Source organism: Acinetobacter sp. CIP 64.7 (genome assembly GCF_000369745.1).
GTDB lineage: Bacteria > Pseudomonadota > Gammaproteobacteria > Pseudomonadales > Moraxellaceae > Acinetobacter > Acinetobacter fasciculus.
This window is the reverse complement of the sequence record NZ_KB850179.1, coordinates 721,469-744,512: the sequence shown is the minus strand read 5'-3', so window position 1 is coordinate 744,512 and position 23,044 is coordinate 721,469. Positions and strand designations below refer to the sequence as shown.

The window sequence follows — 23,044 nt, the reverse complement described above, 5'->3', positions numbered from 1 at the left end:
AAAGGCTGTTATTTGGCCAAAATATACGCTAAGGTAAAACAAAAACGTCAGGATGATGACAGATGAATGTACAAGTACAACCAGAAAGTAAGAATGAGGTGGTGGTTCAGACCCAGATGCCGATTAAGAATTATCATGAATTTTATCGCTTCTATTTGACCGAACATCGGCATATCATCAGCCGCCGTCTGCACGTGGCCGGCAGTAGCATCGGTTTATACTGTTTTGCTAAAGCCATTCGTCAAGGCAAGCCGCGATATTTTGCCTATGGTTTACTCTCGGGCTATGCTTGTGCCTGGGTCGGTCATTTTATCTTTGAGCGCAATAAACCAGCCAGCTTCAAACAGCCTGTATATAGCTTTATCTCGGACTGGCGCATGTTTGCCGATGTCCTGCGTGGTAATATCAGTCTGATCGACCTTAAATACGATAAAATTTCCCGTTAAGCCAGAATGACTTTTATCGGAATGTGCCCACTTAAAGCATGAAATTTCGATAAAAGCCTTGCAAGTCTAGAATTATTATTCTAATAATTATGGTATTGCAGATTAGGTTTTTTGATCAACTATTATATTTTAATTAATACATCAGTTTTCCAAGCCTGGAGCGACCTTCTCCGGGCTTTTTTTATGCCTGTTTGCTACCAATAAATGTTCAAGATTTTGCTCATGCTATTGTGTAAATATTCATAGAAGAATTCATGTGGATTTGTGCTGAAAGTAAAAGATCCTTTCTGGCTTTGAAACGTTTTCCCACAAACGAATGACTCAAAACCAGAAAGGATCGGGTATTACAAACACAGGTATTTATTTTTCTGTTTATTTTCTGTGTCTAAGGCTATTTAAGACGCTTCGCGCCGATTGGGCTATCCCTGAAAATGGGTATTTTTAATATTAATTAATTTGAGTACGCTTGAGCCAGGCGAAAAAAAGACAAAAAAATCGCTCTTAGAATTTTGCAACTTCTCCACCAAGTTATCTGCAAAATCCTAAAAGCGTTTGTCGGAGGGCGTAAGCATTAACACGTTATAATTATTGTTATAAGGCGATTAAAACGCAGATTTGAAAGTCCGTATATCCCTGAAAATGGTGATATTTGAGATTTAATTGACAAATTGCGCTAAAAAACTGCAAATCTGTTGCTGCCCAGTCTTAGAAACAGCAAGATGGCGGCAATTAAACCGAGTTATGCCTATAATAGAGCCATCCTAGCAAGTGGCGAGCAAGATGCGCGGTTTATATTTAATTACCAATGATGATCCATTAGAGCTTTTATTAGCGAAGTTGGAAGGTGCAATGGCCAATGGTGGTGTTGCGGTCTTGCAATATCGCCGTAAAAAAGTGGCGAAAGAAGATCAAATTTACGAAATCGAGTACATGAAAGCCATGTGTGCTGAATATGGCGTACCTTTCGTGATTAACGATGATCTGGAAATGGCGGTTAAATACGGCGTGGGTGTGCATTTAGGCCAGGATGATGGTTCGATTGTCGACGCTGTTGCGCGTTTGCCTAAAGGCGTGTTGATTGGCCGTAGCTGTAATAACTCACTTGAGCTGGCTAAACAGGCCATTGCCGATGGTGCGAATTATGTGGCATTTGGAGCAATTTATGCGACTGATAGTAAACCTGAAGCGGGTAATATTGGTCTTGAAACCTTAAAACTGGCCAAAGAAAAATTGAACGTGCCTCTCTGTGCCATTGGTGGTTTAACGGTTGAAAATTCAAAGGATGTCATTGAGTCAGGTGCGGATTATTGCGCGGTGATTAGTGATATATTGGGACTTCCTATGAATGCCATTCCTGAACGTTTAGATGAATGGTCTGCGCTTTTTCAAGCTACAGCATAAAATTTTTTGATTGATTTAATTTTGAGTCGAGTGCCTTCATGAGCTTATCTCCAAAGCAAGAACAATTGTTCAAACAAGCCAATAAACATATCCCGGGTGGCGTCAATTCACCTGTACGCGCATTTAATAGTGTCGGTGGGACGCCGGTCTTTATCGAAAAAGCCCAAGGTGCGTATCTGTATGATGTCGATGGCAAACGTTATGTGGACTATGTAGGTTCATGGGGGCCGATGATTTTGGGTCATGCGCATCCAGCGATTATTAAAGCGGTTCAGGATGCCGCAGTAGACGGTTTGAGCTTTGGTGCGCCCACAGTTCATGAAACCACACTGGCAGACATTATCTGCGAGATCATGCCATCGATTGAGCTGGTTCGTATGACCAACTCAGGTACAGAAGCGACCATGACCGCGATTCGTTTAGCGCGTGGTTATACTGGCCGTGACAAGATTGTAAAATTTGAAGGCTGTTATCACGGTCATTCGGATTCATTATTGGTAAAAGCCGGTTCAGGTTTATTGACCAGTGGTGAAGGGGAAGCGACGTCGGCAGGCGTGCCAGCGGATTTTGCAAAACATACGCTGACACTTCCATATAACGACATCGCGACTTTAAAAGAATGCTTTGCCAAATTTGGTTCGGAAATTGCCGGCGTGATTGTTGAGCCAGTCGCAGGCAACATGAACTTGGTGAAACCAATTGACGGTTTCCTGCAAGCGATTCGTGATGTCTGTGATGAACATGGTTCAGTGTTTATCATTGATGAAGTAATGACCGGTTTCCGTGTCGGTTTGGGTGGTGCGCAAGCACATTATGGCGTTACTCCGGATTTAACCACTTTAGGTAAAATCATTGGTGCAGGTCTGCCAGTGGGCGCTTTTGGTGGTAAGCGTGAAGTGATGGAATGTATTGCACCACTGGGTAAGGTATACCAAGCAGGTACATTGTCGGGTAATCCACTGGCAATGCGTGCCGGTATCGAGATGTTCAAGCATTTACGTACCGAAGGTTTTTATGAAAAATTAACCGCACAACTCGAAAAATTGCTCGCCGGTTTACAAACTGCTGCTGATGAAGCAGGCATTCCATTCAAGACCCAACAAGTGGGCGGTATGTTTGGTCTTTACTTTACCGATCAGGAAGATATTACTAGCTTCGACTCTATGCTGAAATGCGATGTCGATGCGTTCCGTAAATTCTTCCATGGCATGTTAAATCGTGGCGTAAACCTTGCACCATCTGCTTTTGAAGCAGGATTTATTTCTGCTGCGCATAGTGATGAAGATATTGCTTACACGATTCAAGCGGCTAAAGAAACTTTTGCTGAGATGAAAGCGTAATACCTCTCCCAAACCCTCTCCTAGAAGGCATAGGTATCTACACATCTATGAGATACCTAATGCCATTGTGGCTATCTCATTGAGTTCATCTATTGAATATTCCGAGAGCAGTTGAAGAGTGTTCAGTAAAATCGAAAGCCCTGCCAATAAGGCAGGTGCACTTTCCAACCTACCTCTTTTCTGCTGCCGACCTGAAAGACGGGTGAGAAATACACGAATTTTCTGATGGTGTTCATCTTCAGAACGCTGGATTCGCCAAGTTAAAACACAAGCCATACAGCTAATCAGTAACCGCCTTAAAATGGCTTCAGGTCTGGTCTGAAGCCATGCTTCAATATCATGACCTGCCTGCTTGAGCAGCTTGAAATAGCATTCAATTGTCCAGCGCCAGTAATACCAGGTCGTCATCTCTACCGTAGTAATCTCTGATGGAACATTGCTGATTAGTGACCATCTTGCGACGGTCTTATCCTGATCATCTTTCACTACGGCAACAATTAATCTGGCTTCAATCGCACTCCCTGGCTGGGGAGCAACCCGTTGGCCTGAATCGTCATTTCTCTTCGGTTTTGCTGCACGTGTTATCCGGATAGCAGTTTCTCCCACATGCAACATATGCCGGTTTCCTTTATAGGCAATCGGCTGGACCTGCTGCGTTTCTACTCGTTCTGCGGCTTCTGCAACTTTGCATGTTTTGCCCTGATGCTCAATTCGATGGCCTTCTTTCGCCCGAATCAGCCATTTAAAACCCTGGCTGCTCATTTCCCTTAGGTGGGCAATGGAGTCACCTTCACGATCAATGATATGAACACATGTTTTCTCAATGGGATATTGTTCAATCACTTTGATTTGTTCGGTAAGTGAATCTAGATGAGATTTGCGCCCAGCAGAGTGTTGACTGAATGTGGAATAGCAGCCTGAGGCATCTGATAGTGTCTGCGCCAGTGGCGCAATAGGTAGTCCCGAGGCTGCATCAACCAGCAGACTGCTTTGCAATTCATAGCCTGAATCATATTGATGGGTTCTTTGCAGGCGCTGAATTTTATGATGGTGTTTCACATACTGTAGCTGAGACCAGTCATGAACAATCAATGCATATTGATGCGGTGATGCCTTGATCTGTTCACATGCAAGATGTTCAATTGGCTGGTTTAACTGACTAAAAGAGATTTTGTCATTATTCAGGAATCGCCAGACCGCTTGTGTGGTTGCGAAACTCGACTTTTGGGCAGAAGCCAGGTCTTTGATTGCCGGAGCAAGTGAAGCAAGAGGGTTCATATTGAGCTTTACAAGGCTGTTATAGCGCTTGACAAGACGCTGATCCAGGCCAGAGATGTTAAATTGAAGAGCATGCTCTTCAATTTAACGCAAAGTTCAGGAATTGTGTAGATACCTATGCCTTAAAGGAGAGGGCTTTCATCTATCGAATAGAAATGAAAATTTAAAGACTTCCTCCAGTATTCTTGCGCTATATATGGCTCAGGCTTAGGGGGAATTACATTTAAAATTAGAGATCATTTTCATGCAAACCAAACATTATTTGACTTTAAGCGATGCGGAATTTTTATTAGATCAAGCCCATCAATATGCCATTCAGAACAGTTTTAATGTCAGTATTGCAGTCGTAGATGAAACGGGTAATTTGCTTGCGATGAAGCGTATGGATGGTGCAGCACCGATGACTGCAAATCTGGCCGTCGAAAAGGCTAAATGTTCAGCTATGAGTCGCCATCCCTCCAAACTGTTTGAGGATATTATCAAAGGCGGACAGATGGGTTTTCTGACCATGGAAACTTTCTCAGGAATGTTGGAAGGTGGTGAACCGATTCTGTATCAAGGCCAGCTCGTCGGTGCGATGGGTGTGTCGGGTGTGAAGTCGTTTGAAGATGCGGAGATTGCACAGGTAGCCATTGAGAAATTGGTGGTGTTTCAAAAAGTATGCTGGCATTAAACGAATCCATTATTGATATAAAAGAACACTAAATCAAAGGCTTTGAAATGATTTTCAAGCTTTTTGGAGAAGTTGCAGCTTCTCCTAAAGCCTCGCCTGATTCGATGCCGTAATCGACAATTATTGCCTTCTATACCCACAGTGAAAAATTTACCAATCAACTGTTTGCATTCTTTAAAGGTCGTAACAAAGCTATCCCAATGGTCACTTGATATACATGTATAGCTTACACCTAACTGCTTCAATTTTAATTTAAGTCGTTTTGCAGTGGCTAAATCTCGGTTACCCCATACATAAGCAACAATTTCACCTGTTTCTCGATGATAGGCATAAATTAGCCATTGTTTATTTTGCTTATGACCAACAAAAGTCCAAAACTCATCTACTTCAAGGGTTTCATAATGACTTTGCTGTGCTCGAAGTTGATATTTTGATTGGCTAAGTGTCCGTAGAACTTTACCGATACTTACTCTTTCAATTTCTGCTATATCCCTGACACCACTGCCTCGCACCATGAGGTGTAATATTTTGGTTTTGATACCTGAGTGACAGCCTTGATAACTGAGAGCATGATCACCAATAAATTGACGTCTGCATATTTTACATTGGTAATTTTGCTTACCATCTACTTTTGTGCCATTTTTCTTTATACTGTCACTTAGGCAGGCTGGACACTTGATTTCTAGAGTTATTCGCATTTCTCTATTTTATCAAAATCCAACCTGCTTTTTTTCAGCATACTTTTTGAAACACCACCTAAAAAGGAAATCAAAAGAATTTCGTATAACGTGTATTATGTTAATTTTAGAAATAATTAAAAGTTTGGAAATACTAGTGAAATGCAACTTATAGAAATAGAGCCTTATTTTTGGGAACTATATGAGGATAGCGAAAATATATACCTCAATGTTTGTATAAATATGAGTGCAGTTTCTTGGGCGAAAACTATCTGCCTAGATAAACAAACGATTCAGCAATATCAGACTCAAGGAAAAGGTTTTATTGATGACTTAGCTAAAAGAATTGAAAGCAGCCAATTTAGAAAAGATTATGAAAGATTTTATTCATTTCCAGATGCCTCCGCAGAACAAAAAGAGGGAATGCTTCTAGCATTTAATGAATATAGGGCTAAGCAAAATTAAAGCCATTTAATATAATGGCGATGATACGAAATTAGAACAATAAACCTCTGTGAAATCAAAGTGTTTTTCAAATCGATGCTAAACTAAAATAGCATGAATCATCATGCTATTTTGTATTTATAAGAGCCTCCCATGCTGTACCCCATCCCTAAAAAAATCCAACTTGCTCCATCCCAAGCCAAATGGCAGCTTGCATCAAATGAATCTGTTTTGGTTTTAGTGGGATTACAAAATTTAAGGATGATGGTAGGCATACAAGAAAGCGACCTAATGAGTCATCTGATCCAGATCAGCAATAAAGCCAAAGCACTCGATATTCCGATTGTTGACTTATATGGTGATGACCTGATGCAAGGCATGCAGCAATTGGGAGAATATGCCTCAACGCATCCGCAACTAATTTTTGCCGGTCAGGTCACGCCAATGCTGAAACAGATTTTGCCGCATCTGATGAGTGTGACGGATCAAATCGGTGTGGTCGATGACGCCATTTTAGTGGCGAATCAAGATCAGCATATTCAATGGATCGAAAATATTTCGGCACAGGGCATACATCACTTAAATACTTATAGCCTGACTCGCTTATGGGATTTAAGCGCGCCGTCAGAATATGTATTGTCGACCAAAGGCATTATGTTGGCTGTCGCAGAACAGCTGGATATGGATGCCTTGGAAATTGATCCCTATGTCGATTTAAAAAATTATGGTCTGGATTCGGTAGCGGTGGTGAGTCTAGTCGGTATATGGCGTGCGCATGGTGCCAATATCCGTTATGAAGATGTGCTAAAGCATCCGTCTTTGCATGAATTGGCAGGCTTCATTTTACAATCCTCAGCTTGATGCGCTGAGATTGAGCATTTTTATGCGCTAAATCGGAAATTTCATCGTCATTTACATAAATGCGCATTGTAATTATTGGCTAAGCTTTCTATCATTGCCGCCTTGTTTTTCGCGATCAGCCTGGGATTGAACTTTGAGTAATTTTCTAACCGAACATCTGATACATCGTGATGACGATTTCATGGTCATCCACAAACCTGCAGGTTTACTCACAGTTCCCGGTAAAACAGAAGACTTACAAGATTGCCTGATCAACCGTCTGGTCAAATTAGAACCCAAAACTTTACTGATTCATCGACTGGATCGCGATACATCCGGTATTTTGGCCTTTGGTCTGACTAAATGGGGACAAAAAACCATTTCCCGCCAGTTTCAGGAACGCCAGACTGATAAAACCTATCAGGCTGTGGTTGCAGGTACACTCGAAGGTGAAGGCACTATTGAAGTGCCAGTGGTGTATGATCCAAGCCGTCCGCCCTTACATATCGCAGATCCCGCACATCATAAGCCGGCCATCACGCATTGGCAGGCGATTGAACATTTTAATATTCAGGGACAGCCTGTGACCCGGGTGAAACTGACCCCAATTACCGGCCGTTCACATCAGCTACGGGTGCATATGCAATATCTCGGACATCCGATTATTGGCGATACCTTATATGCGACACCCGAACAGCAACAGCTCAGTTCACGTCTATGTTTACATGCGGAACGTTTGAGTTTTTATCATCCTCAAACAGAGCAGCTGGTCGAATTTTATTGTCCGGCGCCGTTCTAGGAAATACTTCTTTAATCGGCGTGAATTATGCTCACTTTTTAGTGAGCTTTATGTCAAAATACATTGCTTGAAGGTATGGAATTTTGCTCCAATGACGTTTCGTGATTGAGCCTAATATTCATAATCTTGTACTTAAGATAAAGGTGGAAAAATTGCAGCAATTTGCTATTGGTCAACGTTGGTTATCAGATACTGAAACAGAACTCGGTTTAGGCGTTCTTATTGATGTTGATGAGCGGTCGGTTAGCATTTTATTCCCGAAAAGCGATGAAACTCGCGTCTATGCACGTAGCAATGCACCCTTATCTCGTATCGTATTTAATGTGAAAGATGAATTACAGGATCAGGAAGGGACCAAATGGATTGTAGAATCCGTGGAAGACCGCAATGGCGTGGTGCGTTATCACGTCATTCGTACCCTGGAAGATGGGACTGAAGAACGTAAATCGCTGAATGAAACCCGCATTGGTGCCACCATCCAGTTGTCCAAGCCTCTAGACCGTTTATTGGCCAGTCAGGTCGATTATAAAGAATGGTATGACCTGCGTATTGAAGCGCTGCTGATGCAGGCCAATATGCAAAGCAGTCCACTGCGTGGTCTGGTCGGTTCACGTGTCGGCCTGATTCCACACCAGTTGTATATTGCGCATGAAGTCGGTCAGCGTTTTGCTCCGCGTGTATTACTGGCCGATGAAGTCGGTCTGGGTAAAACTATCGAAGCCGGTTTGATCATCCATCAACAGCTGAAAACTGGCCGTTCTGAACGCATCCTGATTTTAGTACCAGATTCGCTGCAATATCAGTGGATGATTGAGATGCGCCGTCGTTTCAATCTTGAGTTCTCGTTATTTGATTTGACCCGTACTGCATCAATCAAAGAGCATGATCCTGAACAAAACCCATTCCTGACCGAACAAAAAATTATTGCCTCTGTCGATTTGATGGTCGACCATGAAGATCTGCGTGAACAGGCGCTCGAAGCCGGTTTCGACTTGCTGGTGGTCGATGAAGCACATCATTTGATGTGGAGCGAAGAAGATGGCGGTAATGACCGTTATGATCTGGTCGAAGAACTGGCTGAACATACGCCGGGCGTATTGTTATTGACGGCAACACCGGAACAGCTCGGGGTAGAAAGTCACTTTGCACGCCTGCGTTTACTCGATCCGCAGCGCTTTAACTCGCTGGATCGTTTCCTGGATGAAGAAGCGCAATATCAGCACACCGCTAAAATTGCAGAAGTGTTGATGTCAAATCTGCCACTTGAAGCAGAACATTTGACTGCGATTGAGGCCTTGTTGGGTCATTCAATTGAAGATCATCCTGAGCAGCGTTTCCGTGCCATTCACGAACTTTTAGACCGTCATGGTACCGGTCGTATCCTGTTTCGTAATACGCGTGAAGCCATTCAGGGCTTCCCGGGTCGTGACTGTCAGCCGGCACCATTACCAGCACCGGAACACTGGTCGAAAGATGGTAAGTTGCGTGAGCAAATGTGGCCTGAAGAAGCTCAGCTAGACGGCTCGTGGATGGAAGCCGATCCACGCGTGATGTGGCTGATGGAGCGTTTGCGTACCGATTTAAAACACAAGAAAGTCTTACTGATTGCACGTAGTGGGCCAGTAGTTGAAGCGCTGGAAAATGTACTGCGTCTACATGCCGGTATCCGTACCGCAATGTTCCATGAAGGTATGAGCCTGCTGGAACGTGACCAGGCTGCGGCGTATTTTGCTGAAGATTCGTATGGCGCGCAGATTTTACTCTGCTCGGAAATTGGTTCGGAAGGTCGTAACTTCCAGTTTGCCTCTGACCTGATTTTATTCGATCTTCCAGCCAATCCAGACGTGTTAGAACAGCGTATTGGTCGTCTGGATCGTATCGGTCAAGAAAACCGGATTCAGATTCATGTGCCTTATCTGGTGGGAACTGCGCAAGAACGCATGTTCCGCTGGTATAACGAAGCCTTGAATATTTTCAGTAATATTTCCCCAACTGCACAAACCTTGCAGGAAAATTTTATTGTCCGTTTGAAAGACTGTCTACTTGCAGACAAAGGTCAAGCATTTGAAGACCTGCTGGAAGAAGTCAGTGTGCAACGTGAAGCTTTGGAAGCTGAATTGCAGGAAGGTCGTGACCGTCTGCTGGAATACAACTCTTGCCGTCCAGTGGTCGCACAGGAAATTGTCAACGCGCTTGAAGATTATGATGATAATACCACTTTGCCGATTTTCATGAAACGCTTTATGGCGTCTACGAATATTGACTTTGACGAGCAAAGTAACGGTACCGTGATCATCAAGCCAACAGATCAAATGCAGGTTCAAGGTTTGACGCTGGATGAAGAAGGCATCACTGCCACTTTTTATCGTGATCAGGCACAGATCCGTGAAGATGCACAATACCTGACCCTTGAACATCCATTCACTGAAAGCGTGATGGAAATGATCAATACGCAAGGCTTTGGTAGCACCAACGTTGCGGTATTAAAATCGGCAGCATTGCCACAAGGTTCGGTATTATTAGAAGTCTGGTTCAAGGTCGATGTGGTGGCACCGAAAGCATTGAATTTGCCGTCTAGCTTGCCGCAACAGTTGATTCGTGTCTTGCTTAGTGAAAAAGGTCAGGATCTCTCCCAGAAGATTGCACCAGAAATCCTGAAACCGTACTTGCATCATTTAGATGGCAATAGCTGCCGTCAGGTGGTGAAAGCACGTCGTGATGTGATTGAAGCTCGTTATCAGCAAGCGCTTGAACTGGCACGCAGTGCATTGCCGGGCTTCAAGCAGCAAGCCAAAGAAGTGTATGGCAACAAATGGCAATATGAAATTGATCGCCTGACCTATCTGAAACAGTTCAACCCAAGTATCCGTGAAGATGAAATTGCGCGTTTACAGAAGTTGCAGAAAGAAGGTCTAAGCCTACTGGATGGTCTATCGGTAACGCCTGAAGCGATTCAGGTGATGGTCGTGGTCAAGCCTTAAGTTTTACACAATTAAAAAATGCAGCTTTCGGCTGCTTTTTTTATGGGCAAAATCCAGGTTTATTATTTTTTTGTCGGAGAATGCTGGCCTGTCATTTTTCTCCTGTTTAAAATTAGCCTACTGAATAATAAGAATGACAAATGTATGTCAAAAGCATTGATTACCCTTGGCACAAAGACCAGTCATGGCGGCATGGTGACTGAATGTGAACCCTCTTTTTTGATCAATGGTATAGCCGTGCATCTAAATGGGATGAAGCATTATTGTCCAAAATGCCAGACCATGGTCGCAGCAATTGCTAGCGACTTATCAGTTACAGTCAAAGGAAGAGCGGTAGTCATTGCGGGAGATAAGGCCAGTTGCGGAGCGACTTTTCTACCGATGCAACATTTGACTGTATCACAGAAATAGTCTTTTATTTTTTAGAAATAGCGAGAAATGACTTTGAGGTCATGCTTTGAGCATTTGTGCGCTGCCGAATAAATCTTTAAAGCGGTAAGCTCATCTTACGATTTCAGGATGAATACGCGCTGCGTTTAAAAATAATGAAGCAAGCCCTACATTTTACTCATGCCAATGGTATCCCTTCCGCAACTTATCAAAAGTTTCTGGACTGTTTTCAGCAAGACTATGAGGTCAAAGCGATTCCCTTTATTGGCATGAACCCGCAATATCCAATTACGCGAGACTGGCGTTATCTGGTCGATGAAGTCATTGCAGATATCGAGCAGCAATTTCCTCAGCAGCCGGTGATTGGCTTAGGACATTCCTTTGGTGGTCTGGTGACCCTGATGGCGGCGTATCGACGTCCCGAACTATTTTCCAAACTAGTCATTATGGATCCACCATTTGTGATTGGAAAAAACAGCGCCATATTTGAACTGGTCAAAAAGCTGAATTTGAAAAGTATTGATCGTTATACACCTGCAGGAATAACGCTGAAACGCAAAGATTATTGGCCATCGAAACAGGTCGCGATTGAAGCTTTGAGATCTAACCGCCTATTTAAAAATTTCGATGAGCAGTGTTTTGCTGATTATATCGAGAGCGGTATTCAGCCAGAACCTGAACGCGGTGGGGTGACGTTAACCATTCCAAAACAGGTAGAAGCGGAAATCTTCCGGACAGTACCCGCGTGGTGGTGGAGAACACCACGCCGACCGCCTGAAGTACCGATTCATTTGATGACTGCAGAGCAGAGCCAGTTTTATCAGCAGGGTTTACCCCAAGGCATGCACAAGATTTATCAAATTAATTATTCAGTGGTCGAGGGCGGGCATATGTTCCCGCTTGAGTATCCGGAAGCCACTGCAACGGTGGTTAAAGCCCAACTCGCACTTTTGTAATCCTCATAAAAAAGAGACGTTGATTACGTCTCTTTTATACAGCTTCATGCAAATCGGAAAATTAGCGCAGTTGAGAATCTTCCAGATGGCGCGCACCTTCCAGAATCATCCGGATCATGATCATGGTCTGTTCGGCAATTTCTTTGCGGTCTTCGGCAGGCATATCAATCACATTGGCGCCCATGTTGAAGACCAGTTGGGTAATGGCTTTGGCGGCAATATCCGGATGAAATAACTTCTTGTTGTTTAGGCGTTCTAGACGAATCAAATCATCCTGAAGTTCTTGCTGAAAATAATTTAACTGGCGTTCTACCGCCTGTTTATAAGACTTGGAGCCAGTATAGCCTTCACGTAATAACAGGCTCAGATTGCCTTCATCGGCATCCAGCTGGGCAATAAAAACTTCCACAGAACTGCGGATGATGCTGTTCTGGCGAGAAGCTTGCAGACGTGCTTCATGCAAAATCTGACGCAATACAATTCCGGCACGATCAATCAGCTCAATGGCCAGTTCATCAATATCTTTAAAATGACGATAGAAGCTGTTCGGTGCAATACCAGCTTCACGCGCGACTTCACGTAGACTTAAAGAGGAAATACTTTTTTGTGGCCCAATCAGATTCAACGCAGCCTGAAACAGTTCTTCCTTGGTAATGGTGGCCTTGCGACCGACACTCCGTACGATAATCGGCTCATCAATGCTTTTCGATTGTAATAAAGATGCGTCACTGCTTATTTTCATTGAAGGCTCGTTCATCGATAGGTTCATGCATGAATCATTTTATTATAACCGAGCCAGTCAAGCTTGTGAAATGATTAGAAACAATACAGTTGTATATACAAATATATATACATGTGTATAATAATTAAAAACCCAAGGTGATGTCGCAAACGATGCATGTACTCCAAAAACTTAAAACGCCGTTGAATGCACTGTCTGACAGTGTAATCGATCAGCATGCGATTAATTTCTGGATTCAGAAACTCAATCCTGTATGGTCGTTGAATCAGCCATTAGGCAAGATCGTGCACAAAGAAAATGCAACACAGGATATGCTGAGTCTGAAAATTCAGGTGAATCGCTTATTTAAGTTTGGTGAAGCAGGGCAGCATCATCCGGTCTATGTGGTAGTGAATGGCATTCGTTATGAACGTAGCTATAGCTTGACCCGTGTCGATTCTCAGCATGTATTGCTGAGCGTGAAAAAAGTCGATGCTGGTAAAGTCAGCACATGGTTTGCAGAACAGGCACAAGTGGGTGATGTGATCGAATTTGGTCACCCTTATGGTGATATGACCTTGCCTGCGCAGACGAGTCCATTGATTTTGCTTGCAGCAGGGAGTGGTATTACCCCAATGCTCAGTATGCTGGAAAGCTTGAGCAAAAAAGGTGAACTATCTGCACCGGTCACTCTCTGGTACTGGGTTAAAAAAGATCAGGATGCCGCATTTAAAGCACGGTTTGAAGAACTTGCTCAAAAACATGCAAATTTCTCATTTCATGTGTATGCCACTCAAGAACAGCCAGCTGCTGCACGTCTTGATGAAACCTATCTGACCGATCTGCAAAATCTGGAAAATAGCATCGTATATTGCTGTGGCCCTTCAGGTTTTGTATCTAAAGCAGAACAGCTTTTTGCTCAGGCAAAACAGTTTAAAGGTGAAGCATTTAGCATGAGCTTGGCGGATCAATCGGATACCGGCTTTATTAATGTCACCCTGACCCAGTCGAAAAAAATTGTCAGCATTCCAAAAGGCCAGTCCATTCTGGTGAGTCTGGAACAGCAAAATATTAAACCGACCCATGGTTGCCGTATGGGCATTTGTAATAAATGTGCCTGCAATAAAGTAGAAGGTTCGACCAAGAATTTGGTCAACGGTGCGCAAAATACCGAACCCGGTAACCTGCTCAAAATTTGTATTAACTCAGCGCAGACTGACCTTGTCATCGACTTATAAGCGAGTTTTATCCTATGAATATGCCAGTAAAATTACAGTATTTTAAAAATCCTAAAAACCGTGAATTAACCCAGTTTGAACTTGATGAACTTGCACGTGAACTCGATGCGATTAAGCAAGAAGTGCTAGATGATCTAGGTGAGAAAGACGCCAAATATATCCGTCGTGTCTATTCAACCATTCGTTATTCATCGATTGCCGGTCGTGCTTTGCTGTTTGCAGGCTGGTTCCCGCCAGCCTGGTTATTGGGTACAGGCCTGTTGGGCTTTGCCAAAATTATGGAAAATATGGAACTGGGTCATAACGTTATGCACGGTCAATATGATTGGATGAATGATCCTAAACTCAATGGTCAGACCTATGAATGGGATATCGTAGGGACTTCAGACAACTGGCGTCAAACTCATAACTTTAAGCATCATACCTATACCAATATTAAAGGTATGGATGATGATATCGGTTATGGCCTATTACGCCTGTTCCCGGAACAGCGCTGGAAACCGGGTTATTTACTACAACCAATTTATGCAGTGCCATTCTGTTTATTGTTCCAGTGGGGTGTTGCGATTCAGAATCTTGAATTGGGTAAATACTTCAAAGGCCGTAAAAGCAAAGAGCAGACCAAAGAAGAATGGCGTCCAATGCAGAGCAAAATCGGTAAACAGCTGTTTAAAGATTATGTATTCTTCCCACTCATCGCAGGTCCTGCGGCTTTACCTGTTTTGACCGGCAATATGGTGGCCAATGGTCTGCGTAATATCTGGACCTTTAGTATTATTTTCTGTGGCCACTTTACCAAAGATGTAGAAGTATTCCCGAAATCGGTACTGCAAAATGAAAGTCGTGGTCACTGGTATATGCGTCAGATCCGTGGTTCATCCAACCTGACCGGTTCTGAAGCATTCCATATCTTGACGGGTCATTTAAGTCACCAGATTGAACATCATCTGTATCCTGATGTGCCTGCCCGTCGTTACCGCCAAATGGCGCCAAAAGTTCAGGCGGTGTGTGAAAAATATGGTTTGAACTACAACAATGCCAGTCTGGTAAAACAGTATGGCAGCGTAATCAAACGTATTGTGAAATATGCATTTCCGTTTAAGAAATAATATTTCTTAAAGCTAAAAACCACCTTATTTGAGGTGTTTTTTTTATGGATGAAGCTTATATTTAAACAAAAAAGTCTGGATGATTCAGTCATCAGATCTGCCTTAAAAGTATCATTGAGCGACAACTCATCTGTCATTTAAGTGCTTGTTAAAGATTATTATGGCGTATCAATAAAGCGGAAATTTTAAAGCCCTAATATGTCATTGAATCGGATGGTAGATTAATTTTTGGCAATTGCTGATCTTGTCCTTCCAGATAGCGTTGATGTGCCAAACTCAGCATTTCCTGATCTTCTTCGCTGTTACCATAGGCATAAATTTCAGCATAATCTTCCAGACGATATTTTTCTAAAATTCTCAGTTTCTTCTGCGCATTACTACAATCTGGAGTCTGATAAAATCCTGTTATTTTTCCAGCTTTGATTTCAACTTCGCTACACAGTAAATCGATATTTAAATAGGTACAGACCGGTTTCAAGTATAAATCCAGTGATGCTGAAACCAGCGCGATCTCATGACCCAGTTGCTGATGTTGCCTAAGCTGTTCTAATAGTTTGGGGTTTAATTTAAGTATCAGTTTTTGCGCATAGTCCTGAGTCAATTGCAGAATTTCCTCGGCATCACTGTCTTTAAACATGCTGGCATACAATTTGGGTCGCATGCGGTGTGCCGGATAGAAATTTAAATAATAGGCCTGTATCCATGGCAAAATTTGCATGCCGCGTTTCACAATATGCCGTTTTCTTAAGGCATGGAAAATGAACCCGGTAAAGCTATCATGTAGATACAGGGTTCCATCAAAATCAAATAAGGCTAGAGTTTTAGATTTTTGATTTTGCGCATGCATGTTTGATATCGACCATCGACGCGGGTAGCAAACCAGTTAGTATTATAATCACGACTTAATTTTGGTCCGGAAATGACCACTTCAGGCATAATGGCATAGATAGGATCTTTACCCGTTTTTTCCTGATAAAGCTTGCTGACACCACGATAAGTCATCGTATCTTCAAAGTCTTTATCTTTTTCTTTCTTTAAATCAGCTCGGATTTGACGTTCAGTGATAATAAAATTATTTTTGGCAAAAACACTGATTAACTCACGCTCAGATTGACTCTTCTGCGAACGGATCGCGCCATCTTTAGTATAGAGCAATAAGTCGCCATCCAGATCAAGTTCGGCTTCAGTTAAATCATTTAACATGCTCTGAAAAGCGGCATTTCGACTGGAATACATGCCCGAGTTATAGTCCGCAAAACGATAAATTGGCTTGTCATAATCCGCCGGATACATCATCAGGCGATGAATCCCATAATACAGACCGCCATATTGACTGTAGAGATCGGTACGTAACTCTGCGATATTGCCGCCTTGGCGTTTATGTTCTTTCGCATAGCTGATATGTACCTGCATTGAACCCAAGGTGGTAATTGGATTCATTTTCTCGCCAATATTCTGGCCGACCAGTTTGGCAGCACCAGTCAGGGCGCTAACATGATAATGCTTTGACATATAATCAAATATTTCACGATATAATTCGTCGAGTTCACGTTCGGTTTTGACCCGGCGCATCTGGCTTAAGTAGTTGTCTTCAGGACTCGGATGGTTCTTGAGAACTTCCTGGAAATATCCTGCAACTGTGCCACCAATTGCTTGACCAAGCTTATCTTTGAATTTTTCATCAAGGCGACCTTGGACTTCCTTAACCGCCTTTTCACCCAAACCCGGAACAGTAGGATCTGCAACAAAGTTAGATTCCTGATCAACCACTGCCACAATCGTACAAACATTTTCCTTGGTCTGAGGAATGCCGAGCTGTTCGGTAATGTCATAAATATCTTGTGCCCAAGACTCACGTTGGTTGACACGGTTTGGAATAGCTTTGCGAATATGTTCAACTTCAAGTGTCGGTTCATCATCTTTTGACCACCATGAACCATTGCCACAACCGGCAAGGCCCAGAGAAAGTACAAGTACAGACAATGACCTAAAAGAAAAACAAGAAGCGAAAGTTTTATTCATGGTGTCGTAAATTAATTGAAAAGATGAGCGAATAAGGCAGATGCAGTATACTATGCCCATCAAAAAAGTGATGAATTTATATGTATATTGGTCCATATCAACTGTCAAACAATTTGATTGTCGCTCCCATGGCAGGTGGGATAGATTAATCACATATGCATTATAAAAATTATTATTTATTAGCATCTTATTGAATAGCCGCATGGTGCAAGGTGCAAAATAGGTGCAACCATACGGCAATTAATCAATAATTTAGCAATCAATGGTTCATTGCCACCCAGTCTTTCTTAGACTCTTTTTGTATTGATTCGAGCCAGAAAGCCACATCACTTAAATGAACATAAAAAGGTGAATTTCTTCCATCCGATTTAAATGCAGGAAATGGAAGTGTACATTTATTTGCACGTTTATTTGCTTGTTCAATTGTAAGATGAGGCAAGTAATCCGGCAAGAGCTCTTCAAGTTTGATTACAGGTTTACGGTACTTCATGAGTAACATAAAACTGATATCAACTGGATCATCAATTTTCATAGCTGCTCCCATTATGAAATCTCCTTCAAACTTTGTTTTACCGATTCAGGTAACCCAAAAAAATCATTTAGAGTTTTGTCAAATTCACCGCTTTCAATGAATTGATCCATCAGATTTACTTGCTTATCGATATTGCTATCTTCACAAGGCTCACATGGTTTTTGAATATCAATCATTGTTTTCTCCTTGAGCCTTCAAATATTCAAATTTTGCGTCTGCCCAGTTCTTCGCATCGTATGGGCTTAAACCTTTTTTCTTGCACCAGTCAGCGCACCAGAGCCATTGCGCATCATCAAATGGGGTTGGCTCAACTACTTGATTCATGCTATCCATCACATCACCTCATAGAAGAGCTGGGCCTCTTTAAGATCAGAAGTAATCAATTCAGCACCATTTTTGTAGCAATGCACGATTTCACCGTACTTAAATACTTGTTCGGCTTGCTGCATGTTTTTGCACTGGTACATCGGTTCTTTAAACCAGTCTTCTGTGTAAAACATTTGTTCCTGGTGTTCTTCAGCTGTGCCTTTCCATTCTTGAACCTGAAAGTATTCATCAAATGATTCGATCATGAACTGATTGCCTTCAGCCTTAGTCATTGCTCTGTAACGAGCCAAAGCACGTTCAGCAATTTCTTTTGATACGGCAGGTGACTGCTCATGCGGACTATCATCTTCAGGGCAGATTCCTACGCACCACAATTTATTCTTTTCCATCACGCCACCTTCACATCTAAATAAGCTGGGTTATCCAGGTGCTCTTCATATTCATCAAATAGCACCTGACATGCTGCATTACCTGTTAAATCACTTTTTAAAAACACATAGCTCAGTGCTTTGCGTGTACCTTTGCCCGAAAAAGTAGTACTACCATCAGCAAGCTCTTTCTTTGTATAACCCAGCTTTTCAAGCCATAATTTGAAGCCCACTTGGTGCTTCTTTTTAATCCTAAAGATCATCTGTACCCCCAGGTATTCACAAAATCCCGCAGGCAATCGTCAATACTAAACAGGTTGATATTGCGGTAGGTCCGGATCCGACCCTTGTACTGCACAAGCAGCACGCGGGTCATAGAAGAGTAGGAATAACTCATGAAGCCTCCCCAGTTTCAGCAGCCAAAGCATCTTTGCGCTGTGCATAAATACTGAGTAGCTCCTGGTGATCAGCTGGTAACAATTTGGCTGCAGGTATTGCGGGTGCCAGTCGTTCTAAAGTTTCTACTGAATCCATGTCATAGATCCGGTTGATCAAAACCTGCTTCTTCTTTTTGTAGAACAGATCTATAGAGGCACTACCATGTTCAGCACTTTCCACTGCTGCTTGTTTACGTGCAGTGTTTTCAATTTGATCAATCAAACTAGGTTGCACGACTTCAATGACTTCATCTGCGATTGGTTCAGGTTCAACCTTCGGCGTGTATTGCTCTGGATCCAGATCAAGCAATTTATCTTCCGTAAGCTTGCACAAGTGCTGTTGATCTTTTTGATCTAAGTGTCCATTGGCCAGAAATACGTGACGGAATGAAAGAACGTCATCCTCCTTAGTAAACTGATCAATTTGTGCAGTGAACTTTTCAACAAGCTTTACCCGGTCGGTTTCAACTGAATCCGCTTCAATTTCTATAACTGGAGTTTCAGTATTAATAGTGGCTTCTTGCTCTATGGCTTCAATAGGCTGAATCAGCTCTGGCTCAGGCTGTTTTTCAATATCTGGTACAGCATCACCTGGGCCAGCTGGTATACCAGCCTGTTCAGTCTCATTCTTAGCTTTGGTTGAGCGTCTCTTTTTGGGTTTGCCTGTATTGTCTATAGTTGGAGGATAGACAATCATTCGACCAAATAGTTCACCCATTGCAACCAATTGTAATTCGGCATTTTCTTTATCCGCCTGAGCAAAACCATTGTCGACAGCTTTGAAATACTCCATGCACTGTTTGCTGTATTTAATCTGTGAGATATGGTCAGGATGAATAATAAAGATTTCCTGATCTTCCACGACATCATCAAGAGTCAAAGGCTTGGTAAATGTAATACCAGCCAGTTCCATGGTTTCAATCTTGATGCAGAACTCATAGCCTGGCATAGCGAAAATCGTAGCCGGGAATTGAGACAGATCATCAAAATCCATTAACTCACCAGCTGCACGACACATGATATTTCGGCCAGCCATCATTGCCTCAAAAGCTTCTTTGCTATTTAAAATTTTCATGCTGTCATTGCTCCCTTAGCTACTTGTTCTATTTCATTTTTTACGGCTTCAAATTTGGAAGCTTCTATCTGGTTGAGAGCATCAAGCCCTAAGTGTTCACACACTGTTTTCGCATCAAGGCCACAGGTATCGATGAAATCCTGCAGATCGGCCAGCTGCTCATCAGAAATGCCATTGAACTCTGGTGGATCTACCCAGGCATTACGTTGTTTATCAAACGTGCACTTCATTTCTAGAGCACGGCGAACTAATTCAGCACGCATATTCTTGTAATACAGATGAGTGTCTTCAAGAGACTGAGTGAGCTGATTTAGATCACTCGCATACTGGGCCTCACCACAGCTTTGTACCCAGTTTTCTAGATCTTCTTGAGCCTTGATTGCGGCCAATTGATCTGGTGTCAGGGTATTGATATGGTCCTTAGCCTGTTTGATAAGATCGGCCAGAAATGTAGGGCTAGTCTTTAGATCCGGCACCCATACTTCACCAGTATCACCACCTAAACCACCCGCATTTTTAGCATGATGAGTAGGGCAAGGCTTAAAGCTAATTACCCGGGCATTCTTACCTTCACCAGTGGTGACTGTGGTCAAATAGCCCATGATGTCAGCAATGCGATATAGCTCATTACGGTTTTTACCACCCAGATCAGGGCGATAAATTACCTGGTCACCGCTTTGATCTTCAGAAGCATGGGCAATAAACACCACATCTTTTCCTGAAGCGATCAGCGTATTCACGTATTGCTTAAAGATGTTGTTAGCCAAGCCCTGGGCTTTAAGCTTTAACGATCCATCTTTTTGCTTGTTGGTCGCATTGAGCATTAAATGTGTTTTGATGCTTTCAAGCATTGCACCGACGGTATCGATCACAATGGTGTTGTATGGCTCAAGATCGGCCATTGTTAGGTTTGCAACATCAGACCACTGGTGAGCCTGAACTACAGCACCGCGACGCAATTCACCAGTACGGTGGGAACCTTTGTCAAAGTCGAATGAAATAGCTTTATCACCCGTAAAGCCGATAGAGGTTTTACCCAAGCCTGGATCCGCATACAGATAAACAATAATTGCCTGAACTAGCAGCGCTTGATTCGCTGGAATAATATTAATCGCCATCTCAACGTACTCCTGCAGGACGGTTATTACGCTTAAAGTTCTTATAGTCTTCCGATGCAAAGAAGCCGGTACTTTCTAAAACTTGATGACGCTTGTTTTTGCGCATAGCAACACGCGCATTTTCCAGTCCATCTAAAATCCATTTCGGAGTAAGGGATTTATCCATCTTCCTCAATGAGCCGTCCGGCTGAATGGAATAGATAGTTGTGTTGCAGAAATAGTCAGCAATAGTTCCTGAGCTTTTGACACGTAGGGCAAAATAGCTCGCCCGGGTTTTACCCACTCGATAGATTTCAAGTCCTTCAAAGGTCTTGATGTATTCAGAGAAATAACGATGAGTTGAGTTGAGCTCAATCGGCATTGGAATTACAGGTAGCTCATCTGCTTTGAATTGCAGGAAACCAGTGTAAAGATCTACAAAATTAATTTGAGTTCGATCATTTAGAGGAGACCAGTCATCAGAGCCACATTCACACCAGTAGACTAGCTGGCCATTTAAAAGTGCTTCAAAAATTTGATCAGCAGAATTTAAAATCATGACTGCACCTCCACCAGACGATGTTTCATGATGTGACCAGCGATCATTGAATTGATTTCACGGTGATCCTGGTAGTCAGTGAAGTCTTTATACGGATTGCCATTGGCATCAAATATATTGATTTCACCCAGTTCTATTACTTCTACATTGGTGAATTCGGAACCTGGTACACCGTAATCATCCGAGTATGCTTCAACTTCAAATGAAGTGATTTCCAAACGGAAACCATCCAGATTTACGACAGCTTCACCGTGTACATCGTCGAGCATCTTTAAAGAGACGATTCCATATTCAGATTGAATATTTTGAGTTGGTGCTACCTGGTCACTACCAAAGTCAGCAAGATGAGCAAACGCTAAGGCGCTTACAGTTAAAGCAGCAGTAAACAGAGTTACCTTGAAGCTATTGTGTGGAGTTAATTTTGTGTTCATAATTACTTTACTCACAGAGAGAGTGTGGGTCAGGCCTCAGGTTGTTCGTTGCAACGCTGGGGCTTTTCTTTGTTTGTGAGATAAAATATACCTGTGAGGTAAAATAAAGTAAATACCTGTTAGGTAAAAATGGTAAAAATATTTTTACTCTTCAGGTGAAATAAGATTTAATAGACAAAAGAAAACCCATCACAGGGTGGGTTGTTTGGAGTTTGTTGAGATGATCGGAGTAACCAGTAAGGGCGAACTAATCTCGGTGAAAGTGGGTCAGAGACCAAAAGGATTCCTTATAGGCATTCTTATTACTGATCCGGAACATCTCACTGAGGAAAATGTAACAAAGATTAAATTGCACTTTCACGGATCAGATGGTCAATCAAATCAACATCATTGCCTAAGTGCTTTAAATATAAGTCAGGACCAGATTGATCTGAAGGATGGTGAATTAACACCAGAACCCAAATCAATCACATTGGGTATTCCAGCACTCACTACTAATTCTCTCGAGAAGGAGTTCTTCCCTAAATATCGAGATTTTTTCAGAAATTTGTTTAAAAAGTAAATTGTAATCTTCAGTTTTTGGATTTTCTGGAAAATCAGGATGGAATTCAAAGCTACACAATATATCTAAGAATGGAGACATTCTTTCAGCTATTAAATTAGCACGTTCTTTTGATGCACCATTTTCAACAAGGTTGTTTATCAATGAACTTCTAATTTCATCCTTGCTATTGGATTCAACTTTTGGAAATTGAAGAATATTGTCCATTTAATTTCTCCACCCGATCAGTAAGCTGTGCCGGGTTCACAGCAAAGGTAATTTTTATGAATCAATTAAAAAGCTTATATTTTCATTTAAACGGTAAGCATCCTGGTATTTACACTGAGATGGACGTAGATAAA

Annotated in this window: 27 protein-coding genes and 1 pseudogene; 13 read left to right on the top strand and 15 right to left on the bottom strand. The window is 42.4% G+C overall.

The genetic code is table 11. The features are described 5' to 3' along the window. The first annotated feature begins 62 nt into the window (after positions 1 to 62). The 3 genes from F890_RS09995 to hemL all read left to right on the top strand — a co-directional run bounded on the left by F890_RS09995 (position 63) and on the right by hemL (position 3,187). The gene (locus F890_RS09995; protein WP_005266760.1) at positions 63 to 446 is read left to right on the top strand and encodes an Mpo1-like protein; all 384 of its coding nucleotides are present in this window, start codon (positions 63 to 65) and stop codon (positions 444 to 446) included. Between the two features lie 780 nt (positions 447 to 1,226). Then, a complete protein-coding gene (thiE, locus tag F890_RS09990) occupies positions 1,227 to 1,847 on the top strand; it encodes a thiamine phosphate synthase (RefSeq protein ID WP_005107266.1) in 621 nt (206 codons plus the stop codon). Positions 1,848 to 1,885: 38 nt separating this feature from the next. Beyond that, on the top strand, positions 1,886 to 3,187 hold the full coding sequence (gene hemL, locus F890_RS09985) for a glutamate-1-semialdehyde 2,1-aminomutase (protein ID WP_004280005.1): 1,302 nt from the start codon (positions 1,886 to 1,888) through the stop codon (positions 3,185 to 3,187). A gap of 45 nt (positions 3,188 to 3,232) precedes the next feature. On the opposite strand, the gene F890_RS09980 is transcribed toward hemL, so the two are convergent. Beyond that, positions 3,233 to 4,465, bottom strand: a complete 1,233-nt coding sequence (locus F890_RS09980; protein WP_004730312.1) for a transposase — start codon at positions 4,463 to 4,465, stop codon at positions 3,233 to 3,235. A 244-nt stretch (positions 4,466 to 4,709) separates the two neighbouring features. Here F890_RS09980 and F890_RS09975 point away from each other — a divergent pair, with 244 nt between their 5' ends. Then, positions 4,710 to 5,138: a GlcG/HbpS family heme-binding protein gene (locus F890_RS09975; RefSeq protein WP_005266758.1), complete on the top strand. Its 429-nt coding sequence runs from the start codon at positions 4,710 to 4,712 to the stop codon at positions 5,136 to 5,138. Here the strand turns inward: F890_RS09975 and F890_RS09970 are convergent. Further along, positions 5,135 to 5,836, bottom strand: coding sequence for an IS1 family transposase (locus F890_RS09970; protein WP_004282341.1), 702 nt, complete (start codon positions 5,834 to 5,836; stop codon positions 5,135 to 5,137). The two genes, F890_RS09975 and F890_RS09970, sit on opposite strands and share 4 nt — an antisense overlap. Positions 5,837 to 5,977: 141 nt before the next feature. On the opposite strand from F890_RS09970, the gene F890_RS09965 reads away from it, so the two are divergent. The 6 genes from F890_RS09965 to F890_RS09940 all read left to right on the top strand — a co-directional run bounded on the left by F890_RS09965 (position 5,978) and on the right by F890_RS09940 (position 12,225). Continuing rightward, positions 5,978 to 6,280, top strand: coding sequence for a hypothetical protein (locus tag F890_RS09965; protein ID WP_004280001.1), 303 nt, complete (start codon positions 5,978 to 5,980; stop codon positions 6,278 to 6,280). A gap of 132 nt (positions 6,281 to 6,412) precedes the next feature. Then, positions 6,413 to 7,120: a phosphopantetheine-binding protein gene (locus tag F890_RS09960; RefSeq protein ID WP_004280000.1), complete on the top strand. Its 708-nt coding sequence runs from the start codon at positions 6,413 to 6,415 to the stop codon at positions 7,118 to 7,120. Positions 7,121 to 7,253: 133 nt separating this feature from the next. Continuing rightward, a complete protein-coding gene (locus tag F890_RS09955; RefSeq protein WP_004279998.1) occupies positions 7,254 to 7,898 on the top strand; it encodes an RluA family pseudouridine synthase in 645 nt (214 codons plus the stop codon). 143 nt (positions 7,899 to 8,041) lie between these two features. Beyond that, a complete protein-coding gene (gene rapA, locus F890_RS09950) occupies positions 8,042 to 10,879 on the top strand; it encodes an RNA polymerase-associated protein RapA (protein WP_004279996.1) in 2,838 nt (945 codons plus the stop codon). A gap of 144 nt (positions 10,880 to 11,023) precedes the next feature. Beyond that, positions 11,024 to 11,290 carry a PAAR domain-containing protein gene (locus tag F890_RS09945; protein WP_026056550.1) on the top strand — a complete coding sequence of 89 codons (267 nt, stop codon included), beginning with the start codon at positions 11,024 to 11,026 and terminating at the stop codon, positions 11,288 to 11,290. 134 nt (positions 11,291 to 11,424) lie between these two features. Beyond that, positions 11,425 to 12,225, top strand: coding sequence for an alpha/beta fold hydrolase (locus F890_RS09940; RefSeq protein ID WP_004279994.1), 801 nt, complete (start codon positions 11,425 to 11,427; stop codon positions 12,223 to 12,225). 61 nt (positions 12,226 to 12,286) lie between these two features. Here F890_RS09940 and fabR read toward each other — a convergent pair whose 3' ends face one another. Continuing rightward, the gene (gene fabR, locus F890_RS09935; protein WP_004729898.1) at positions 12,287 to 12,967 is read right to left on the bottom strand and encodes an HTH-type transcriptional repressor FabR; all 681 of its coding nucleotides are present in this window, start codon (positions 12,965 to 12,967) and stop codon (positions 12,287 to 12,289) included. Positions 12,968 to 13,119: 152 nt separating this feature from the next. Between fabR and F890_RS09930 the strand changes: the two genes are divergently transcribed. Both F890_RS09930 and F890_RS09925 read left to right on the top strand, forming a co-directional pair. Next, entirely contained in the window at positions 13,120 to 14,184 is a 1,065-nt protein-coding gene (locus F890_RS09930; protein ID WP_005266755.1) for a flavin reductase family protein, read from the top strand. A gap of 14 nt (positions 14,185 to 14,198) precedes the next feature. Continuing rightward, positions 14,199 to 15,293 (top strand): fatty acid desaturase family protein, encoded by a 1,095-nt coding sequence (locus F890_RS09925; protein ID WP_004646650.1) that lies wholly within the window; start codon positions 14,199 to 14,201, stop codon positions 15,291 to 15,293. Between the two features lie 193 nt (positions 15,294 to 15,486). Here F890_RS09925 and F890_RS09920 read toward each other — a convergent pair whose 3' ends face one another. Together F890_RS09920 and F890_RS09915 are read right to left on the bottom strand one after the other, a co-directional pair. Continuing rightward, positions 15,487 to 16,140, bottom strand: a complete 654-nt coding sequence (locus F890_RS09920) for an HAD family hydrolase (protein ID WP_005266753.1) — start codon at positions 16,138 to 16,140, stop codon at positions 15,487 to 15,489. Beyond that, positions 16,107 to 17,315: a DUF1615 family protein gene (locus tag F890_RS09915; RefSeq protein WP_005266750.1), complete on the bottom strand. Its 1,209-nt coding sequence runs from the start codon at positions 17,313 to 17,315 to the stop codon at positions 16,107 to 16,109. The genes F890_RS09920 and F890_RS09915 overlap by 34 nt, the downstream gene beginning before the upstream one ends. An 80-nt stretch (positions 17,316 to 17,395) precedes the next feature. On the opposite strand from F890_RS09915, the pseudogene F890_RS19420 reads away from it, so the two are divergent. Beyond that, positions 17,396 to 17,461 (top strand): annotated as a pseudogene (locus F890_RS19420) (hypothetical protein); the annotation flags it as partial. A gap of 113 nt (positions 17,462 to 17,574) precedes the next feature. Here F890_RS19420 and F890_RS09910 read toward each other — a convergent pair. From F890_RS09910 to F890_RS09875, 10 genes are all read right to left on the bottom strand, one after another. Further along, positions 17,575 to 17,859, bottom strand: coding sequence for a pyocin activator PrtN family protein (locus tag F890_RS09910; protein WP_005104467.1), 285 nt, complete (start codon positions 17,857 to 17,859; stop codon positions 17,575 to 17,577). Then, positions 17,859 to 18,023 (bottom strand): hypothetical protein, encoded by a 165-nt coding sequence (locus tag F890_RS18790; RefSeq protein WP_005104465.1) that lies wholly within the window; start codon positions 18,021 to 18,023, stop codon positions 17,859 to 17,861. The genes F890_RS09910 and F890_RS18790 overlap by 1 nt, the downstream gene beginning before the upstream one ends. Then, entirely contained in the window at positions 18,016 to 18,180 is a 165-nt protein-coding gene (locus F890_RS18785) for a hypothetical protein (protein WP_005104463.1), read from the bottom strand. The genes F890_RS18790 and F890_RS18785 overlap by 8 nt, the downstream gene beginning before the upstream one ends. After that, a complete protein-coding gene (locus F890_RS09905; RefSeq protein ID WP_005266748.1) occupies positions 18,180 to 18,563 on the bottom strand; it encodes a hypothetical protein in 384 nt (127 codons plus the stop codon). The genes F890_RS18785 and F890_RS09905 overlap by 1 nt, the downstream gene beginning before the upstream one ends. Then, positions 18,563 to 18,805, bottom strand: coding sequence for a hypothetical protein (locus F890_RS09900; RefSeq protein WP_005266747.1), 243 nt, complete (start codon positions 18,803 to 18,805; stop codon positions 18,563 to 18,565). Before F890_RS09900 ends, F890_RS09905 begins: the two co-directional genes overlap by 1 nt. Before the next feature lie 130 nt (positions 18,806 to 18,935). Further along, the gene (locus tag F890_RS09895) at positions 18,936 to 20,054 is read right to left on the bottom strand and encodes a hypothetical protein (RefSeq protein WP_005266745.1); all 1,119 of its coding nucleotides are present in this window, start codon (positions 20,052 to 20,054) and stop codon (positions 18,936 to 18,938) included. After that, positions 20,051 to 21,172 carry an ATP-binding protein gene (locus tag F890_RS09890; RefSeq protein WP_005266744.1) on the bottom strand — a complete coding sequence of 374 codons (1,122 nt, stop codon included), beginning with the start codon at positions 21,170 to 21,172 and terminating at the stop codon, positions 20,051 to 20,053. Before F890_RS09890 ends, F890_RS09895 begins: the two co-directional genes overlap by 4 nt. Position 21,173: 1 nt before the next feature. Then, entirely contained in the window at positions 21,174 to 21,710 is a 537-nt protein-coding gene (locus tag F890_RS09885; protein WP_005266743.1) for a hypothetical protein, read from the bottom strand. Next, the gene (locus F890_RS19070; protein WP_228127352.1) at positions 21,707 to 21,979 is read right to left on the bottom strand and encodes a hypothetical protein; all 273 of its coding nucleotides are present in this window, start codon (positions 21,977 to 21,979) and stop codon (positions 21,707 to 21,709) included. Before F890_RS19070 ends, F890_RS09885 begins: the two co-directional genes overlap by 4 nt. A gap of 625 nt (positions 21,980 to 22,604) precedes the next feature. Then, a complete protein-coding gene (locus F890_RS09875; RefSeq protein ID WP_005266740.1) occupies positions 22,605 to 22,910 on the bottom strand; it encodes a hypothetical protein in 306 nt (101 codons plus the stop codon). Between the last annotated feature and the right edge of the window lie 134 nt (positions 22,911 to 23,044).

What these genes read in the sequence shown, in the direction of transcription:
- F890_RS09995 (WP_005266760.1), top strand. Translation starts at nt 63, where the DNA reads ATGAATGTACAAGTACAACCAGAAAGTAAGAATGAGGTGGTGGTTCAG.
- thiE (WP_005107266.1), top strand. Translation starts at nt 1,227, where the DNA reads ATGCGCGGTTTATATTTAATTACCAATGATGATCCATTAGAGCTTTTA.
- hemL (WP_004280005.1), top strand. Translation starts at nt 1,886, where the DNA reads ATGAGCTTATCTCCAAAGCAAGAACAATTGTTCAAACAAGCCAATAAA.
- F890_RS09980 (WP_004730312.1), bottom strand. Translation starts at nt 4,465, where the DNA reads ATGAACCCTCTTGCTTCACTTGCTCCGGCAATCAAAGACCTGGCTTCT.
- F890_RS09975 (WP_005266758.1), top strand. Translation starts at nt 4,710, where the DNA reads ATGCAAACCAAACATTATTTGACTTTAAGCGATGCGGAATTTTTATTA.
- F890_RS09970 (WP_004282341.1), bottom strand. Translation starts at nt 5,836, where the DNA reads ATGCGAATAACTCTAGAAATCAAGTGTCCAGCCTGCCTAAGTGACAGT.
- F890_RS09965 (WP_004280001.1), top strand. Translation starts at nt 5,978, where the DNA reads ATGCAACTTATAGAAATAGAGCCTTATTTTTGGGAACTATATGAGGAT.
- F890_RS09960 (WP_004280000.1), top strand. Translation starts at nt 6,413, where the DNA reads ATGCTGTACCCCATCCCTAAAAAAATCCAACTTGCTCCATCCCAAGCC.
- F890_RS09945 (WP_026056550.1), top strand. Translation starts at nt 11,024, where the DNA reads ATGTCAAAAGCATTGATTACCCTTGGCACAAAGACCAGTCATGGCGGC.
- F890_RS09940 (WP_004279994.1), top strand. Translation starts at nt 11,425, where the DNA reads ATGAAGCAAGCCCTACATTTTACTCATGCCAATGGTATCCCTTCCGCA.
- fabR (WP_004729898.1), bottom strand. Translation starts at nt 12,967, where the DNA reads ATGAAAATAAGCAGTGACGCATCTTTATTACAATCGAAAAGCATTGAT.
- F890_RS09930 (WP_005266755.1), top strand. Translation starts at nt 13,120, where the DNA reads ATGCATGTACTCCAAAAACTTAAAACGCCGTTGAATGCACTGTCTGAC.
- F890_RS09925 (WP_004646650.1), top strand. Translation starts at nt 14,199, where the DNA reads ATGAATATGCCAGTAAAATTACAGTATTTTAAAAATCCTAAAAACCGT.
- F890_RS09920 (WP_005266753.1), bottom strand. Translation starts at nt 16,140, where the DNA reads ATGCATGCGCAAAATCAAAAATCTAAAACTCTAGCCTTATTTGATTTT.
- F890_RS09915 (WP_005266750.1), bottom strand. Translation starts at nt 17,315, where the DNA reads ATGAATAAAACTTTCGCTTCTTGTTTTTCTTTTAGGTCATTGTCTGTA.
- F890_RS09910 (WP_005104467.1), bottom strand. Translation starts at nt 17,859, where the DNA reads ATGGGAGCAGCTATGAAAATTGATGATCCAGTTGATATCAGTTTTATG.
- F890_RS18790 (WP_005104465.1), bottom strand. Translation starts at nt 18,023, where the DNA reads ATGATTGATATTCAAAAACCATGTGAGCCTTGTGAAGATAGCAATATC.
- F890_RS18785 (WP_005104463.1), bottom strand. Translation starts at nt 18,180, where the DNA reads ATGGATAGCATGAATCAAGTAGTTGAGCCAACCCCATTTGATGATGCG.
- F890_RS09905 (WP_005266748.1), bottom strand. Translation starts at nt 18,563, where the DNA reads ATGGAAAAGAATAAATTGTGGTGCGTAGGAATCTGCCCTGAAGATGAT.
- F890_RS09900 (WP_005266747.1), bottom strand. Translation starts at nt 18,805, where the DNA reads ATGATCTTTAGGATTAAAAAGAAGCACCAAGTGGGCTTCAAATTATGG.
- F890_RS09895 (WP_005266745.1), bottom strand. Translation starts at nt 20,054, where the DNA reads ATGAAAATTTTAAATAGCAAAGAAGCTTTTGAGGCAATGATGGCTGGC.
- F890_RS09890 (WP_005266744.1), bottom strand. Translation starts at nt 21,172, where the DNA reads ATGGCGATTAATATTATTCCAGCGAATCAAGCGCTGCTAGTTCAGGCA.
- F890_RS09885 (WP_005266743.1), bottom strand. Translation starts at nt 21,710, where the DNA reads ATGATTTTAAATTCTGCTGATCAAATTTTTGAAGCACTTTTAAATGGC.
- F890_RS19070 (WP_228127352.1), bottom strand. Translation starts at nt 21,979, where the DNA reads ATGCTCGACGATGTACACGGTGAAGCTGTCGTAAATCTGGATGGTTTC.
- F890_RS09875 (WP_005266740.1), bottom strand. Translation starts at nt 22,910, where the DNA reads ATGGACAATATTCTTCAATTTCCAAAAGTTGAATCCAATAGCAAGGAT.